The following is an 18,037-nucleotide window of genomic DNA, read 5'->3' on the forward strand; positions in this document are numbered from 1 at the left end:
GCGGTTCCGGAACCTGTCAGCGGTTGCTCACGCCATGCGGCACGTGCCCGGTCGCCACGTGCTTGCGCGCGGACTCCACGTTGGCCGGCGAATCGTCGAAGAAGATGTCGGCGCCGAACGCATCGAGGAACGGGCCCTTGTCGCGGCCGCCGAGGAACAGCGCCTCGTCGATGCGCACGCCCCACTTGCGCAGGGTGAGGATCACCCGCTTGTGCGCGGGGGCGGAACGGGCGGTGACCAGCGCGGTGCGGATCGGCGAGTCCTCCGCCGGGAACGCGGTCTGCAGGCGGTGCAGCGCGGTGAGGAAACCACGGAACGGGCCCACCGACAGCGGCTCGGCGGCATGCTCGGTCTCGTTGCGGTGGAACGCCGCCAGCCCCTCCTCGCGCGACACACGTTCACCCTCGTCGCCGAAGATCACCGCGTCGCCGTCGAACGCGATGCGCAGCTGCTCGGTGGCGCGCGGCGGCGCGGTGCTGGGCAGGATGGTCGCCGCGGCCACGCCGGCGGCCAGCGCGCGCCCGACGTCCTCGGCGTTGGCGGAGAGGAACAGGTCGGCCCTGAACGGCGCGATGTAATCGGACGTGGGCGCGCCGCTGGTGAACGCGGCGCGGCTGATCTCCAGGCCGTAGTGCTGGATCGCGTTGAAGATGCGCAGCCCGGTATCGCCGGAATTGCGCGACAGCAGGATCACCTCGACCGGCGGCACGTCACCGGCCAGCCTGTTCAGCCCCAGCAGCTTCTGCACCAGCGGAAACGCCACGCCGGGCTTGAGGATCTCGTTCTCATGGTCGATCTGGAACGAGCGGTAGGCGTCGAGGCCCTCGCGCTCGAACAGTGCGTGGCTGTCGCCCAGGTCGAACAGCGCGCGCGAGGAAATCGCCACCACGAGGCGGTTGTCGGTGGTGGAGGAAGGATCGTGGATGGCTGGCTGGGACATGGCGTGAATCTAGCTCATTGGGCGAGGAGTGAGAGAAAAGCCGGAGCCTGCCGTCTCTCGCTTCTTACCCCTCTTCACTCGCTTCTGCTCATTCATTCCGCCGCGAACTGCTCGTCGAGGATGCGCTGCTCCAGGTTGTGCTCGGGATCGAACAGCAGCCGCACGCCCTGCCCGCCCGACTGGCGGATCGCCACCGTACGCACATCGCGCACCTCGTGGAAATCGGCGGTGGCGCTGACCGGGCGCTTGCCCGGATCGAGCACGCGCAGGATCACCTCGGTGCGATGCGGCAGGATCGCGCCGCGCCAGCGACGCGGACGGAACGGGCTGATCGGGGTGAGCGCCAGCACGTTCGCGTCCAGCGGCAGGATCGGCCCATGCGCGGACAGGTTGTAGGCGGTGGAGCCGGCAGGCGTGGCCACCATGATGCCGTCGCAGACCAGGTTCGGCAGCTTCACGGTGTCGTTCAGCTGCACCTCCAGGTGGGCGGCCTGGTTGCTCTGGCGCAACAGCGAGACCTCGTTGAAGGCCAGCGCGCTGTGCTGGTTGCCGGCCACGTCGGTGACTTCCATCTGCAGCGGGAACAGTGTCGCCGCATGTGCGCGCGCGATGCGCTCCGGTAGCCCGTCGAGCCGGTGCTTGTTCATCAGGAAACCGACCCGGCCCAGCTTCATGCCGTACACCGGCAGTTCCAGCGCGCGATAGGCATGCAGGGTGCGCAGCATGAAGCCGTCGCCACCCAGCGCCACGATCAGTTCGGCCTGCTCCGGCGGCACGTCGCCGTAGCGTTCCACCAACCTGCGCCAGGCCTGTTGCGCGACGCTGACCTCACTGGCGACGAAGGCAAAGCGCATCGGAAACCCCGGTTGGCGGAAGACGCCCCAAGAGTACGACAGAGCGATGGCTGCGCCCTACTCCGATCTTCAAGCATGCACCCGCCCTCCCCTGCATGCAGGAGGGCGGATGCAGGGTCAGGCCGCGGAAACGACGCGCCGCAAGCTCAGACCGGCACCTGCGCCAGCTGGGCCAGCCGGCGTACCGCGACCGAGGCGATCGGGTAGTCGGCGTTCTGGGTGAGGATCTCGGCCAGCATGCTGCGGGTGTACTGCAGCGTGGCATCGTCGCGCTGCAGCCAGGCCTGCACCGGCGACACGCCCTTGCTGTCGCCGCCGAGGTTCAGCACCTGCTGCGCCAGCGCCCGGTGCTGGTGGTTGAGCTCGTCCAGCAGCGAGCCGCGAGCCTGCGCGTGCCAGTGGCCTTCCACCGGCAACGCCTCGATCTGGTCGCGCAGCCACTCCAGGTCCAGCGCCTCGCCCAGCTCGTAGAACACGCCGGCGACCTTCTCGATCGGCTGGCCGCTCAGCTGGCTCACGTCGGCCATGTCCAGCGCGGCACGCAGCTCCGGCATGCGGGCCAGCCGCAACGCCAGCTCGGCGGGGAGGCCGAGGCCCTCCCATTTTTCCTGGCTGCTGGAGAAGTCACCCTGGCCGGTGGGCGTCAGCACGCCCGGCAGGGCCTTGCGCAGCGCCGATACGCCGGACTGGTAGCGCGCGACATTGGCCGCGATGTCCAGCGAGCCGCCCGGACGGTTCAGCAGCCAGCGGGTCATGTGCCGCAGCAGCGACCAGATCTGCTTGATCGCATCGACCTGGGTATCCTCGGCGACCTTGGCGTCCAGCGCCTCGATCTGAGCCCACAGCTCGCGCGCCTCGAGGATCTCGCGCGCCGCGGTGTATGCCTTGGCGATAGCCGCCGGACCCTGGCCGGTATCTTCCTGCATGCGCATCATGAAGGTGGCGCCCATGCGGTTGATCGTCGAGTTGGTCACCGCGGTGGCGATGATCTCGCGCTTCAGGCGATGCCGCTGCATATGCGCGGCGTACTTCTCGTGCAGCGGCACGGGGAAGTAGCGCACCAGCTCCTTCGACAGGTACGGATCCTCCGGCACGTCCGAGTCCAGCAGCTGCTGGAACAGGCGGATCTTGTCGTAGGACAGCAGCACCGCCAGTTCCGGCCGGGTCAGGCCCAGCCCGCGGCTCTTGCGCTCGGCCAGTTCGGCCTCGCTGGGCAGGTTCTCGACCTGGCGGTCGAGCGTGCCTTCGGCCTCCAGCGTGCGGATGAAGTGGGCCATCGAGCCGAGGCGGTGCACCGACTGGTGCTCCATCAGGGTGATCGCCTCGTTCTGCCGGTAGTTGTCCCACAGCACCAGCTGGGCCACTTCGTCGGTCATCGCGGCGAGCTGCGTGTTGCGCGCGTCGAAGCTCAGCTCGCCGCGCTGCACCGCGTCGTTCAGCAGGATCTTGATGTTCACCTCGTGGTCGGAGGTGTCCACGCCGGCGGAATTGTCGATGAAGTCGGTGTTGAGCAGCACGCCCTTCTGCGCCGCCTCGATGCGGCCCTTCTGGGTGAAGCCCAGGTTGCCGCCCTCGCCCACGACCTTGCAGCGCAACTCGGCGCCGTTGACGCGCAGCGCGTTGTTGGCACGGTCGCCGACGTCGGCGTGCGTTTCGGCGGAGGACTTCACATAGGTGCCGATGCCGCCGTTCCACAAGAGGTCCACCGGCGCCTTAAGGATCGCGCTGAGCAGGTCGGTCGGCGCCATCTGCTCGACGTCGGGCTTCAGGCCCAGCACCGCGCGCACTTCCGGCGAGATCGGGATCGACTTGGCGCTGCGCGGGTACACGCCGCCGCCGGCGGAGATCAGCGACTTGTCGTAGTCGTCCCAGCTCGAGCGCGGCAGCTTGAACATGCGCTGGCGCTCGACGAACGTGCGCGCCGCATCCGGGTTCGGGTCGAGGAATACATGGCGATGATCGAACGCCGCCAGCAAGCGGGTGTGCCCGGACAGCAGCATGCCGTTGCCGAACACATCGCCGGACATGTCGCCGATGCCGACGCAGGTGAAGTCCTGGCTCTGGCTGTCGCGGCCGAGAGCGCGGAAGTGCCGCTTCACCGACTCCCACGCGCCGCGCGCGGTGATGCCCATGCCCTTGTGGTCGTAGCCGTGCGAGCCGCCGGAGGCGAAGGCGTCGCCGAGCCAGTAGTTGTGCTCGATCGAGATCGCATTGGCGATGTCGGAGAACGTGGCGGTGCCCTTGTCCGCGGCCACCACCAGGTACGGGTCGTCCGCGTCGTGGCGCACCACGTCGTGCGGATTCACCACCTTGCCCTCGACCAGGTTGTCGGTGATGTCGAGCAGGCCGTTGATGAACAGCCGGTAGCAGGCGATGCCCTCGGCCAGTTGCGCGTCGCGGTCGCTCGGTTGTCCGGTGATCGCCGGCGCCTTCTTGACGAAGAAGCCGCCCTTGGAACCCACCGGCACGATCACCGTGTTCTTGACCATCTGCGCCTTGACCAGGCCCAGTACTTCGGTGCGGAAATCCTCGCGGCGATCGGACCAGCGCAGGCCGCCGCGCGCCACCGCGCCGAAGCGCAGGTGGATGCCTTCGACGCGCGGTGCGCACACCCAGATCTCGCGGTACGGCACCGGCTTGGGCAGGTCGGGCAACTTGTGCGAATCGAGCTTGTAGCTGATGTAGTCGCGGTACGCGCCGTCCCACTGCTGGAAGAAGCTGGTGCGCAGGGTGGCGCGGATCAGCTTCACGAAGCTGCGCAGGATACGGTCCTCGTCGAGGCTGGCCACGTTCTCCAGCAGGATGCCGATCGCATTCTCGACGGCCTGGACCTGCTGGTCGCGCGGTTTCGACAACGACGCGCTCAGCTCGCCGATCAGGCCCGGCTGCGCGACCTGCACGCTGGCCGGGATCAGCGCCAGCATCTCGGCGGCCAGGGTCGCACCGGCGGCCTTCAGCTCGTCGGCGGAAAGCGCCTCGCGGCGCGGATCGAACTTGGCCAGGAACAGCTCCACCAGCAGGCCGGCGACCGCCGGGTAGCGGTTGAGGGTTTCCTCCATGTACGACTGCGAGAAGGTGGCGCCGGTCTGCAGCAGGTACTTGCAGTAGCCGCGCAGCATCGCCACCTGGCGCCAGCTCAGCTTCGCGCCCAGCACCAGCCGGTTGAAGCCGTCGTTCTCCGCGTTGCCGCGCCAGATCTGCTCGAACGCATCCTCGAACAGCGCGCCCACCTGCTCCACGCTGAAAGTCAGCTTGCCGACCGGCTGCACCTCGAAATCCTGGATCGACAGCGACGCCTCGCCGGCGACGTCGTAGACATGCTCGGTGAGCACGCGCAGGCCCAGGTTCTCCAGCTGCGGCAGCACTTCGGACAGCGCAATGTCGCCGCCCGAGCGGTAGACCTTGAAACGCAGCGTCTCGGGCGCCTTAGGCGGATGGTAGAACGACATCCGCAGCGCGTTGTCGCCGACCAGTTGCGACAACTGATGCACGTCCTCGGCGGCCACCTGCGGGCTCACCTCCTCGACGTAGCCGGCCGGCAGCGCACGCGCGTAGCGGTTGGCCAGCACCACGCCTTCATGCTCGCCGCGCAGTTGCACCAGCGCGTCGCGCACCTCGTCGTGCCAGTTGCGCACGATGCTGGCGACACCCTGCTCCAGTTCGGCGAGGTCGTAGCTGGGCTGGTCGCCGATCTTCGGCCGCAGCACGATGTGCAGCCGCGCCAGCGCGGCCTCGCCCATCTGCACCGACGAGTCGATCTGCTCGGCGTGCAAGGCAGCGCCCAGCATCGCCTCGATGCGCTCGCGCACCGACGTATTGAAGCGGTCACGCGGCACGAACACCATGCAGGTGAAGAAACGGCCGTAGCGGTCGCGGCGCATGAACAGCTGCGTATGCGCGCGCTGGCGCAGCTCGAGAATGCCCATCGCGGTGGCGAACAGCTCGTCCTCGGTGCTCTGCAGCAGCTCCTGGCGCGGCAGGGTCTCCAGCACGTGGCGCAGCGACTTGCCGGAGTACGAATCACGCTTCAGGCCCGAACGCGCCAGCACCGCCTCCACCTTGTGCCGCACCAGCGGCACGTCCTGCGGACGCGACATGTAGGCGTTGGAGGAGAACAGGCCGAGGAAACGCTGTTCGGCCTTGGCGCGGCCGTTGACGTCGAACTGCAGCACGCCGATGTAATCCATGTAGCCCGGACGGTGCACGTGCGAGCGCGCATTGGTCTTGGTCAGGATGATCGCGTCGGTCGAGCCGGACTGCGGCAGCTCGCTGGCCGCCAGCGTGCGCAGCGAGCGCGGCGCCATCGAGCGCTCGTTGTTGCGCAGGATGCCCAGGCCGGACCCGTCGATGGCACGCAGCACGCGGTCGCCGTCGGCGTCGGTGACTTCGTACTCGCGGTAGCCGAGGAAAGTGAAGTTGTCGGCGGCGACCCAGCGCATGAACTCGCCGGCCTCCTGCACCGAGGCGGCGTCCAGCGGCAGCCTGCGCTGCGGCAGGTCGCTGGCGATCGCCAGCGCCTTGTCGCGCATCGCCGCCCAGTCGCCCACCGCGGCGCGCACGTCGTCCAGCGCGGTCTCGACCTGCGTGGCCAGCTGCGCCTGCTCGGCAGCATCGGCGACCCGGTCGATCTCGAAATGCATGACCGATTCGGCCGCACCGGATTCGCCGCCGAGGCCCAGCAGCCGGCCCGAAGCGTCGCGCGTCGCCTTCAGCACCGGATGGATCACCGCGTGGATCTGCAGCTTCGCCGCGACGATCATGCTGACCGTGTCGACCAGGAACGGCATGTCGTCGGTGACGATCTGCAGCAGGCTGCGGCCGGCATGCACGTCCTCCGGACTGAGCACGCGCACGCTGGCATGACCGCCCCGGCGCTGCTGCATGAATTCCAGCAGGCTGCCGACCAGCGCCGCCCATTGCACCGGTGTGTGCAGATGCGCGTCGCCGCCCCCGATACGTGCAAAGAAAGCTTCGCAGAAAACCTGCGCCTGGCTCAGGCGCTCGGGCGAAAAACCGCCCTTTTTCAGCTCTGCGAGCACTACTGACGGAAGGGAAGGGTCGTTCGCTGCAGGGATTGCATTCATGGCATCTTCTGGTTGGTGGAGACGATGGGGGAAGGCAGGTAACAAAGCCTTGGAAGGATACGCTGGGCGACCAGGTGAATCCAGCCGCGCCGGCCCGCATGACCATGCGCATGGGCATGGTCATGCGGGCCGCGATGGATGATTCAGGAAGGTGCCTAACGCCTGTCGACACACGCGAGCGTCACGAGGGAACAGCGGACGCCGGCAATGTTCCACCACGTGCCCCGCGCACTCCGCGTCCATGGTCTGCAGCGGACGTGCTCAGATCGTCGTGCCATCTGTCAATGACTGGATTCATGGCACCGATAAAATGTAAACTGATCGGTATAGTCTTGCCGTGCGAACGGCATGGCATGGCACTTTGCGGAACGGCGGCGCGGTTCGAAGCACGACCGTCCGCGGCCCGCCCAACCTATGACACAAGACACACGGAACGCGATGCAGTATTCCGTCCACGGTAACGCCGCAGCGCACCCCGGCATCCCCCATCCCCGTTCAAACACGTTTCCGGAGCTCCCATGAAGTTCTCGTCACTGAGCACACCCATGTTGTGCCTGAGCCTGCTGGCGCTGACTGCCTGCGGCAAAGGCAAGGAGCAGGGCCCGCCGCAGATGCCGCCACCGGAAGTCGGCGTGATCCAGGTGCAACCGCAAAGCTCGCCGCTGACCAAGGACCTGGTCGGCCGCCTGTCGTCCTACCGCAGCGCCGACGTGCGCGCCCGCGTGGCCGGCGTACTGCTCAAGCGCACCTATACCGAAGGCACGGATGTCAAGCAGGGGCAGTTGCTGTTCCAGATCGACCCGGCCCCGCTGAAGGCGGCGCTGAGCGCGGCCGAGGCTTCGCTGGCGCAGGCCCAGGCCACCTACACCAACGCCAGGATCAACGCACAGCGCGCCCGCGACCTGGCGCCGAAGGGCTACATCTCCAAGTCCGACCTGGACAACTCGCAAGCCGCCGAGCGCACCGCGGCCGCCGCGGTACAGGCGGCACGTGCCAACGTGCAGAGCGCACGCATCAGCCTCGGCTACGCCAGCGTGACCTCGCCGATCAACGGCCGTGCCGGCCAGCAGCAGGTCACTGAGGGCGCCCTGGTCGGCAACGGCGAGGCCACCCTGCTCACCACGGTCGACCAGATCGACCCGCTCTACGTGAACTTCACCATGAGCGTGGCCGACGTGGAGCAGATGCGCCGCGCGCAGAACAGCGGCAACGTCACCCTGGCCGAACCGAACAAGGCCAGCGTGCAGATCGCCCTGCCCGACGGCAGCGCCTACGGCGAAGCGGGCACGCTCGACTTCTCCTCCACCACGGTCGACCCGGCCACTGGCGCGGTGAACCTGCGCGCGCAGATCCCCAACCCGAAGCACAACCTGCTGCCGGGCATGTACGTGACGCTGAAGGCGCAGCTCGGCGAGCAGCACAAGGTGTTCCTGGTGCCACAACCTGCCGTGCAGCGCGACACCGTGGGCGCCTACGTGTTCACCGTCGGCGCCGACGGCAAGGTCGCGCGTCGCGATGTCACCCTCGGCGCCGCAAGCGGCAGCAACTGGGTGGTCACCGACGGCATCGCCGGGGGCGACCAGGTGGTCGTGTCCGGCGTGCAGAACGTGAAGGAAGGTGCACCGGCCAAGGCTTCGCCCTGGAAACCCCAGGCCGCTGGCAACCACGGCCCGGCCGCAGCCGCCGGCACGCCTGCGCGCGGCAAGTAAGGGAGTCCGGACATGCCGAGTTTCTTCATCGATCGCCCGATCTTCGCCTGGGTGGTAGCCATCCTGATTTCGCTGGGTGGCGTCCTGGCGATCCTCAACCTGGGCGTGGAGTCGTACCCGAACATCGCACCGCCCTCGGTGACGGTGAGTGCGACCTACCCTGGCGCCAGCGCCGACACCACCGAAAAAACGGTCACCCAGGTGATCGAGCAGCAGCTGACCGGCATCGACCACCTGCTGTACTTCAGCTCGTCGTCCAGCTCCACCGGCCGCGCCAGCATCACGCTGACCTTCGAGAGCGGCACCGACCCGGACATCGCCCAGGTGCAGGTGCAGAACAAGGTGGCGCTGGCCACGCCGCGCCTGCCGTCCGAGGTGACCCAGCAGGGCGTCGTGGTGGCCAAGGCCAACGCCGGCTTCCTGATGGTGGTGGCGCTGCAGTCGGACAACCCGAACATCGACCGCGACCGCCTCAACGACATCGTCGGTTCGCGCGTGCTCGACCAGATCGCCCGCGTGCCCGGCGTGGGCAGCACCCAGCAGTTCGGCTCCGAATACGCCATGCGCATCTGGCTGGACCCCGACAAGCTGCAGGGCTACGGCCTGTCGGCCACGCAGGTGCTGGCCGCGATCAAGGCGCAGAACGTGCAGTTCGCCGCCGGCTCGATCGGCGCCGATCCGGCGCTGCCCAGCCAGGGCTTCACTGCCACCGTCACCACCGAGGGCCGCTTCACCACGCCCGAGCAGTTCGGCGCCATCATCCTGCGCGCGAACCCGGACGGCACCACGGTCAGCCTCGGCGACGTGGCCAGGATCAGCTTCGGCCCCGGCAACTACGGCTTCGACACCACCTGGAACGGCAAGCCGATCGGCGCCTTCGCGATCCAGCTGCTGCCTGGCGCCAATGCATTGAACGTGGCCACCGCGGTGCGCGGCAAGATGGACGAGATCGCGCCGAGTTTCCCGCAGGGCGTGACCTGGTTCAGCCCGTACGACAGCACCACGTTCGTGAACATCTCGATCAACGAGGTGGTGCACACCCTGATCGAGGCGATCATCCTGGTGTTCCTGGTGATGCTGCTGTTCCTGCAGAACATCCGCGCCACCATCATCCCCACCCTGGTGATCCCGGTGGCCCTGCTGGGCACCTTCCTCGGCATGCTGGTGTTGGGCTTCACCATCAACCAGCTGACCATGTTCGGCATGGTGCTGGCCATCGGCATCGTGGTGGACGACGCGATCGTGGTGATCGAGAACGTCGAGCGCATCATGACCGAGGAAGGCCTGTCGCCGAAGGAGGCCACCCGCAAGGCGATGGGCCAGATCACCGGTGCGATCGTGGCGATCAGCGTGGTGCTGGCGGCGGTATTCATCCCCTCGGCGCTGCAGCCGGGCGCCTCGGGCATCATCTACAAGCAGTTCGCGCTGACCATCGCGGTATCGATGGCGTTCTCCGCCTTCCTCGCGCTGTCGTTCACGCCGGCGCTGTGCGCCAGCTTCCTGCAGCCCGAGCACCACAAGAAGAAGAACTTCGTGTTCCGCAAGTTCAACGAGTTTTTCGCCTGGACCACCCACACCTACACCGGCCACATCGGCACGGCGGTGCGCCATGCGCCGCGCTGGATGCTGGTGTTCGTGCTGATCGCGGTGCTCGGCGGCTTCCTGTATACCCGCCTGCCCGGCAGCTTCCTGCCGGAAGAGGACCAGGGCTACGCCCTGTCGGTGATCCAGTTGCCGCCCGGCGCGACCAAGGAGCGCACCAGCGCGGTGATGGCGCAGATGCGCGACATCCTCGGCAAGGACAGCGCCGTGGAAGGCATCATCCAGGTCACCGGCTTCAGCTTCATCGGTGCCGGCGAGAACGCCGGCATGGCCTTCATCAAGCTCAAGGACTGGGCCAAGCGCGACGTCACCGCCGCCGAGTTCATCCAGCGCGCGAACATGGAACTGCACGGCATCCGCGACGCACGCATCTTCGTGGCGAACATCCCCACGGTGCAGGGCCTGGGCCAGTTCGGCGGCTTCGACATGTACCTGCAGGATCGCAGCGGCGCCGGCCGCGAGGCGCTCACCCAGGCGCGCAACACGCTGCTGGGCAAGGCCGCCCAGAACGCCCGGCTGACCGGCGTGCGCCCCAACGCGCTGGAGGATTCCCCGCAGCTGCGGCTGGACGTGGACCGCGTACAGGCGCAGTCGATGGGCCTGTCGGTGGGCGACATCTACAACGCGGTCAGCCTGATGCTGGCCCCGGTCTACGTGAACGACTTCACCTACGGCGGCCGCGTGAAGCGCGTGATCATGCAGGCCGATGCGCCCTACCGGATGAGCCCGGACGCGCTGCAGCACTTCTTCACGCCCAGCACGCAGGCCACCGCCGCCGGCACGCCGGCGATGATCCCCCTGTCCAACGTGGTGCACGCGAAGTGGGAAGTGGGCTCACCCTCGCTGACCCGCTACAACGGCTACGCGGCAGTGGAGATCGTCGGCTCGCCGGCGCTCGGGCACGCCTCGGGCGAGGCGATGAACGAGATGGAGAGGATGGTCAGCAACGACCTGCCGAAAGGCTTCGGCTTCGACTGGACCGGCCAGTCGTACCAGGAGATCCTCTCCGGCAACGCCGCCACGCTGCTGATGGTGCTGTCGATCGTGATCGTGTTCCTGGCGCTGGCCGCGCTGTACGAAAGCTGGTCGATCCCGGTCTCGGTGCTGCTGGTGGTACCGCTGGGCCTGCTTGGCGCGGTGGTGTTCACCCTGCTGCGTGGTCTGCCCGACGATATCTACTTCAAGATCGGCCTGATCACGGTGATCGGCCTGGCCGCGAAGAACGCGATCCTGATCGTGGAGTTCGCGGTGGAACAGCAGGCCCATGGGCAGACGCTGCGCGCCGGCGTGATCGAGGCGGCGCGGCTGCGGCTGCGGCCGATCCTGATGACCTCGCTGGCATTCATCCTCGGTGTGTTCCCGCTGTTCATCTCCACCGGCGCCGGCGCCAACGCGCGCCACGCGATCGGCACCGGCGTGATCGGCGGCATGCTGTTCGCCACCTTCCTCGGCGTGCTGCTGATCCCGGTGTTCTACGTGGTGGTCCGCCGCCTGCTCGGCGACAAGCTGGACGGCAACACGCCGGCGCCGGCCGCAGCGACTGGCAACGGCATGCAGGCGTTCGATTCCGACCCGCGACGCGGGCATTGAGGGCAGAAACGAGTGAAGAGAAGTGAGGAGTGAGAGACAGCCCGCTTCCCCACCACCTTACCCATCTGAAGCAGCCAGCAAAAAGGCCCCAGTTCGAACCGGGGCCTTTTTGCTTGGAGCAAGTGGTACGCAGGAGGCACGGGAGTGCCGGGCCTTCCTCTCACTCCTCGCCCTTCAGCGCAGGCCGGTTTCGGCGCGCGCGATCACCATCCGCTGGATCTCGCTGGTGCCCTCGTAGATCTCGGTGATCTTGGCGTCCCGGAAGTAGCGTTCCAGCGGCATTTCCTTCGAGTAGCCCATGCCGCCGTGGATCTGCACCGCCTGGTGGCTGATCCACATCGCCGCTTCGGACGCAGTGAGCTTGGCCACCGCCGCCTCGGTGCCGAAGCGGCCGCCGTGCTTCTCGGCCTCGCCCTTGGTCCAGGCCGCGCGCAGGGTCAGCAGAGTCGCTGCGTCGAGCTTGCACTTCATGTCGGCAATCTTCGACTGCGTCATCTGGAACGTACCGATCGGCTGGCCGAATGCCTTGCGGTCGCGCGACCACTGCAGCGTGGCCTCGTACGCGGCGCGGGCGATGCCCACCGCCTGCGAGGCGATGCCGATGCGGCCGGCGTCGAGCACGCCCATCGCGATCGAGAAGCCCTTGCCCTCGTCGCCGAGCAGGTTTTCCTTGGGGCAGACGTAGTCGGTGAACTCGATCTCGCAGGTGGCCGAGGCGCGGATGCCCAGCTTCGGTTCGGTCTTGCCGGCATGGAAGCCAGGCAGCCGGGTGTCGATGATGAAGGCCGACACGCCCTTGGCGCCGATGCCCGGGGTGCTGATGGCGAACAGCACGATGTAGCGCGCCACCGGGCCGGAAGTGATCCAGCTCTTCTTGCCGTTGATCACCCAGTCGCCGTCGGCGTTCTTGCTGGCGCGGGTATGCATCGCCGAGGCGTCGGAACCGGATTGCGGCTCGGTGAGCGCATAGGCGCCGATCGCCTCGCCGGTGGCGATCGCGCGCACGAACTTCTGCTTCTGCTCCTCATTGCCGTGCTTGAGGATGCCGTTGCAGAACAGCGAATTGTTCACCGACATCACGGTCGCGGTGGCGGCGTCGGCGGCGGCGATCTCGATCATCGCCAGCACGTAGGCGATCGGGTCCATGCCCGCACCGCCGTACGCTTCCGGCACCTCGATGCCCATCAGGCCGAGCTGGCCCATCTCGCGGATGTTCTCCAGCGGAAACTCGCCCTTCGCGTCCAGCTCGGCCGCCACCGGCACGATGCGCTTTTGCGCAAAATCGCGGGCAATCGACTGGATCGACAACTGGTCTTCGGTAAAACGGAAATCCACGGGCGGCTCCTGAAGGCAATCGAGCCGCCGATTTTAGCGGGAAATGGCCTGCCGCCCCGACGACGCGCGCTTGACGCATGGCAAAGCCCGGCCTAGCCTATACATCTTTGTATCGCGATACAGGGATAACCAATGGATCTGGCCACCGCTTCCAGCGTGCTGCGCCTGCTGGCCGACCCCACCCGCGTGCGCCTGCTGGCCCTGCTCGAACACGAGGAGCTCACCGTGGCCGAACTGGCCGCGGTGCTGCACCTGGCGCAGCCGCGCGTGTCCACCCATCTGGCCAAGCTGAAGGAAGCGGGCGTGGTGCGCGACCGCCGCGCCGGCGTCTCCGCCTATTACCGCGCCAACAACGAGGGCGACGCGGCCCAGCATGACCTGCTCGCCTCGCTGCGTGCCAGCATCGACGACGCGCTGCTGCGCGAGGATTCGGCGCGGCTGCCCGGCGTGCTGGCGAACCGCGCCCGCGAGGAAGGCTGGGCCGACACCGTCGCCGGCGACATGGAGCGCCATTACTCGCCCGGCCGCACCTGGGAAACCCTGGCGCGCTCGCTGCTGCAACTGCTGGAGACCGGCGACGTGCTCGACATCGCCTCCGGCGATGGCATCACCGCCGAACTGCTGGCGCCGCACGCGCATTCGATCGTCTGTGTGGATTCCAGCGAGCGCGTGGTCGAAGCCGCGGCGAAGCGGCTGAAGGCATTCGCCAACGTGCGCGTGGTCCGCGGCGACATGCATGCGCTGGACCTGGGCGAGCAGCGCTTCGACCTGGTGCTGATGCTGCACGCGCTGACCTACGCCGAGCGTCCCGAAAGGGCCGTGGCCGAGGCCGCCCGCCTGCTGCGCCCCGGCGGCCGCCTGCTCGCCGTGACCCTGGGCCAGCACGACCACCGCACCGCGGTCGAGCCGTTCGACCATCGCAACCTCGGATTCAGCGGCGAGCAGCTCGACGGCTACGCCCGCGCCGCCGGCCTGGGCGTGCTGAGCTGCAACCGGCTCAGCCGCGAGCGCAAGGCGCCGTACTTCGAGGTGATCAGCCTGCTGGCGCGCAAACCGGCCTGAACCGGCCCTCGCCCGCAAGCCATGTTTTCGTAGAAGGATTTGCAATGAGTACCCTGCCCTGGCTCCATCCCGATCGCGTCGCCCTGCTGGAGCAGGCGCTGCGCCAACGCATCCTGATCCTCGACGGCGGCATGGGCACCATGCTGCAGGCGCACGAACTGGACGAGCACGGCTTCCGCGGCGAGCGTTTCCAGCACGGCCACGACGGTCACGCGCATGCGCACGACGACCATGCCCATGCACATCCCGGCGGCTGCGACCTCAAGGGCAACAATGACCTGCTCACCCTGACCAAGCCGGAGATCATCCGCGGCGTACACGACGCCTACCTCGAAGCCGGCGCCGACCTGATCGAGACCAACACCTTCAACTCCACCCGCATCAGCCAGGCCGACTACAAGCTGCAACATCTGGCGCACGAGCTGAACCTCGAAGGCGCGAAACTCGCCCGCGTCGCCTGCAACGCGATGACGGCAAGGACGCCGGAGAAACCGCGCTTCGTGATCGGCGTACTCGGCCCGACCAGCCGCACCGCCTCGCTGTCGCCCGACGTCAACGACCCCGGCTTCCGCAACGTCACCTTCGAGGAACTGGCGGCGAACTACACCGAGTCCGCCAGCGGCCTGATCGACGGCGGCGCCGACGTGATCATGGTCGAGACGATCTTCGACACGCTGAACGCGAAGGCCGCGCTGTTCGCGCTGAGCGAGCTGTTCCACCAGCGCGGCACGCGCGTGCCGGTGATGATCTCCGGCACCATCACCGACCGCTCTGGCCGCACCCTCTCCGGCCAGACCGCCGAGGCGTTCTACTATTCGGTGCGGCATGCCCGCCCGCTGTCGGTCGGCTTCAACTGCGCGCTCGGCGCCGAGGATCTGCGCCCGCACGTGCAGACCCTGGCCGACCTCGCCGAAGGCTACGTCAGCACGCACCCGAACGCCGGCCTGCCGAACGCGTTCGGTGAATACGACGAGACGCCCGAACACATGGCCGGCGTGATCGCCGGCTTCGCCCGCGACGGCCTGCTGAACCTGGTCGGCGGCTGCTGCGGCACCACGCCGGCGCACATACTCGCGATCGCCGAGGCAGTGCGCGGCCTCCCACCGCGCGCGCTGCCTTCGGCCGATCAGGCGGAGGCCGCATAACATGGCGCACCGCACCCGCCTGTCCGGCCTCGAACCGCTGGTCATCACGCCCGATCTGCTGTTCATCAACGTCGGTGAACGCACCAACGTCACCGGCTCGGCGCAGTTCAAGAAACTGATCAAGGAAGACCGCTACGACGAAGCCGTTGAAGTCGCCCGCCAGCAGGTCGCCAATGGCGCCCAGGTGATCGACATCAACATGGACGAGGGCTTGATCGATTCCGAGGCGGCAATGACCCGCTTCATCAACCTGATCTCGTCCGAACCCGATATCGCCCGCGTGCCGTTCATGATCGACTCGTCGAAGTGGACGGTGATCGAGGCCGGCCTGCGCTGCCTGCAGGGCAAGGGCATCGTCAACTCGATCTCGATGAAGGAAGGCGAAGCCGCGTTCCTCGAACAGGCGCGCAAGGTGCGGCAATACGGCGCCGCCGCCGTGGTCATGGCGTTCGACGAGCAAGGCCAGGCGGATACCTGCGAACGCAAGGTGGAGATCTGCTCGCGCGCGCATGAGTTGCTCACCAAGGAGCTCGACTTCCCGCCCGAAGACATCATCTTCGATCCCAACATCTTCGCCATCGCCACCGGCATCGAGGAACACAACAACTACGCGGTGGATTTCATCGAAGCCACCCGCGAGCTGAAAAAACGCTTTCCCAACTGCCACATCTCCGGCGGCGTCTCCAACGTGTCGTTCTCGTTCCGCGGCAACAACGTCGTGCGCGAGGCGATCCACTCGGTGTTCCTGTACCACGCGATCCACGCCGGCATGGACATGGGCATCGTCAACGCCGGTGCGCTGACGATCATGGACGATATCGACCCGCCGCTGCGCGAGCGCGTCGAGGACGTGGTGCTGAACCGCCGCGAGGACGCCACCGAGCGCTTGCTGGAGATCGCCGACAACTACAAGGGCAAGCGTGGCGAAGCGGTGGTCGAGACGCTGGCCTGGCGCGAGAAGGACGTGCGCGAGCGGCTCAGCCACGCGCTGGTGCACGGCATCGACCAGTATGTGGTCGAGGACACCGAAGAGGCGCGCCAGCTGTCGACGCGCCCGCTCGACGTGATCGAAGGCCCGCTGATGGACGGCATGAACGTGGTCGGCGACCTGTTTGGCGCCGGCAAGATGTTCCTGCCGCAGGTGGTGAAATCCGCCCGCGTGATGAAGAAGGCGGTGGCCTACCTGCTGCCGTACATCGAGGCGGAAAAGCTGCGCACCGGCGATACCGGCAAGAACAACGGCAAGATCGTGATGGCAACGGTCAAGGGCGACGTGCACGACATCGGCAAGAACATCGTCGGCGTGGTGCTCCGCTGCAACAACTTCGAGGTGATCGACCTCGGCGTGATGGTGCCGGCGCAGAAGATCCTGGAAACCGCGATCGCCGAGAAGGCCGACATGATCGGACTGTCCGGCCTGATCACGCCGTCGCTGGAGGAAATGGGCCAGGTCGCGAAGGAAATGCAGCGGCAGGATTTCCACATCCCGCTGCTGATCGGCGGCGCCACCACCTCGCGCGCGCACACCGCGCTGAAGATCGAGCCGCACTACAAGGCCGGCACGGTATGGGTGAAGGATGCCTCGCGTGCGGTCGGCGTGGCGCAGTCACTGGTCAGCAAGGAGCTGGTCGACGATTTCCTGGCCAAGGTGCGGGCCGATTACGCCGACGTGCGCGAACGCCACCGCAACCGCGGCCCCGGCAAGCAGCTGGTGCCGCTGGACAAGGCCCGTGCGCAGCGTTTCAGTTGCGACTGGGCCGCGTACGAGCCGCCGCAGCCGAAGCAGCCCGGCATCACCGTGTTCGACGACTACGACCTCGCCACCATCCGCCGCTACATCGACTGGACGCCGTTCTTCCAGGCATGGGAACTGGCCGGCCATTACCCTGCCATCCTCACCGACGAAGTGGTCGGAGCACAGGCCAGCGAGCTGTTCCGCGATGCCCAGGCGATGCTGGACCGGATCATCGCCGAGAAATGGCTGACCGCCCGCGCCGTGATCGGCCTGTGGCCGGCCGCCAACGTGATGGACGATGTCGAGGTGTACACCGACGCAAGCCGCAGCGAGCGCCTCGCCACCTTGCACAGCCTGCGCCAGCAGGCCGACAAGCCGCCCGAACGGCCAGACCTCTGCCTCGCCGACTTCATCGCGCCGAAGGAATTCGGCAAGCCCGACTGGATCGGCGGCTTCGCGGTCACCGCAGGTCTCGGCATCGAGACACATCTCAACCGCTTCCTGGCCGACTACGACGACTACTCCTCGATCATCCTCAAGGCGCTGGCCGACCGCCTCGCCGAAGCGTTCGCCGAACACATGCACGAGCGCGTGCGCCAGGAGTTCTGGGGCTTCGTGCCGAACGAGGCGCTCGACAACGAGGCGCTGATCGCCGAGAAGTATCGCGGCATCCGCCCCGCGCCCGGCTATCCGGCCTGCCCCGACCACACCGAGAAGGCCACCTTGTTCAAGCTGCTGGACGCCACGAACAACGCCGGCATCGAGCTCACCGAAGGCTTCTCGATGTACCCAGCTGCGGCCGTCTCCGGCTGGTACTACTCGCACCCCGGCAGCCAGTACTTCGTGGTCGGCCGGCTCGGCAGGGACCAGGTCGAGGATTACGCCAAACGCAAGGGCTGGACGCTCGCCGAAGCGGAGCGCTGGCTCGCCTCCAACCTCGACTACGAGCCGGAATAGCCGCACGCCGCGTGGTAGGGCGGG

Annotated in this window: 9 protein-coding genes; 5 read left to right on the top strand and 4 right to left on the bottom strand. The window is 67.4% G+C overall.

The window, feature by feature from the left end; genetic code table 11:
* Positions 1-16: 16 nt before the first annotated feature.
* The 3 genes from DEO45_RS04325 to DEO45_RS04335 form a co-directional block, all read right to left on the bottom strand.
* Positions 17-940 (bottom strand): 5'-nucleotidase, encoded by a 924-nt coding sequence (locus tag DEO45_RS04325; RefSeq protein ID WP_114341057.1) that lies wholly within the window; start codon positions 938-940, stop codon positions 17-19.
* Positions 941-1,032: 92 nt separating this feature from the next.
* Positions 1,033-1,794 carry an NAD kinase gene (locus DEO45_RS04330; protein ID WP_114341058.1) on the bottom strand — a complete coding sequence of 254 codons (762 nt, stop codon included), beginning with the start codon at positions 1,792-1,794 and terminating at the stop codon, positions 1,033-1,035.
* Between the two features lie 146 nt (positions 1,795-1,940).
* Positions 1,941-6,878, bottom strand: a complete 4,938-nt coding sequence (locus DEO45_RS04335) for an NAD-glutamate dehydrogenase (protein WP_114341059.1) — start codon at positions 6,876-6,878, stop codon at positions 1,941-1,943.
* Positions 6,879-7,396: 518 nt separating this feature from the next.
* Here DEO45_RS04335 and DEO45_RS04340 point away from each other — a divergent pair.
* Both DEO45_RS04340 and DEO45_RS04345 read left to right on the top strand, forming a co-directional pair.
* The gene (locus tag DEO45_RS04340; RefSeq protein WP_114341060.1) at positions 7,397-8,587 is read left to right on the top strand and encodes an efflux RND transporter periplasmic adaptor subunit; all 1,191 of its coding nucleotides are present in this window, start codon (positions 7,397-7,399) and stop codon (positions 8,585-8,587) included.
* Positions 8,588-8,599: 12 nt separating this feature from the next.
* The gene (locus DEO45_RS04345) at positions 8,600-11,779 is read left to right on the top strand and encodes a multidrug efflux RND transporter permease subunit (RefSeq protein WP_114341061.1); all 3,180 of its coding nucleotides are present in this window, start codon (positions 8,600-8,602) and stop codon (positions 11,777-11,779) included.
* 174 nt (positions 11,780-11,953) lie between these two features.
* Here the strand turns inward: DEO45_RS04345 and DEO45_RS04350 are convergent, their stop codons facing one another.
* A complete protein-coding gene (locus DEO45_RS04350; protein ID WP_114341062.1) occupies positions 11,954-13,114 on the bottom strand; it encodes an acyl-CoA dehydrogenase family protein in 1,161 nt (386 codons plus the stop codon).
* A 132-nt stretch (positions 13,115-13,246) separates the two neighbouring features.
* On the opposite strand from DEO45_RS04350, the gene DEO45_RS04355 reads away from it, so the two are divergent.
* The 3 genes from DEO45_RS04355 to metH are packed head-to-tail and all read left to right on the top strand — an operon-like array spanning position 13,247 to position 18,013.
* Positions 13,247-14,176, top strand: coding sequence for an ArsR/SmtB family transcription factor (locus DEO45_RS04355; protein ID WP_114341063.1), 930 nt, complete (start codon positions 13,247-13,249; stop codon positions 14,174-14,176).
* A 44-nt stretch (positions 14,177-14,220) separates the two neighbouring features.
* On the top strand, positions 14,221-15,321 hold the full coding sequence (locus tag DEO45_RS04360; protein ID WP_114341064.1) for a homocysteine S-methyltransferase family protein: 1,101 nt from the start codon (positions 14,221-14,223) through the stop codon (positions 15,319-15,321).
* Position 15,322: 1 nt separating this feature from the next.
* A complete protein-coding gene (metH, locus tag DEO45_RS04365; RefSeq protein ID WP_114341065.1) occupies positions 15,323-18,013 on the top strand; it encodes a methionine synthase in 2,691 nt (896 codons plus the stop codon).
* Positions 18,014-18,037 lie beyond the last annotated feature (24 nt).

This window comes from Rhodanobacter denitrificans (assembly GCF_003335105.1).
Classification (GTDB): Bacteria; Pseudomonadota; Gammaproteobacteria; order Xanthomonadales; family Rhodanobacteraceae; genus Rhodanobacter; species Rhodanobacter denitrificans_A.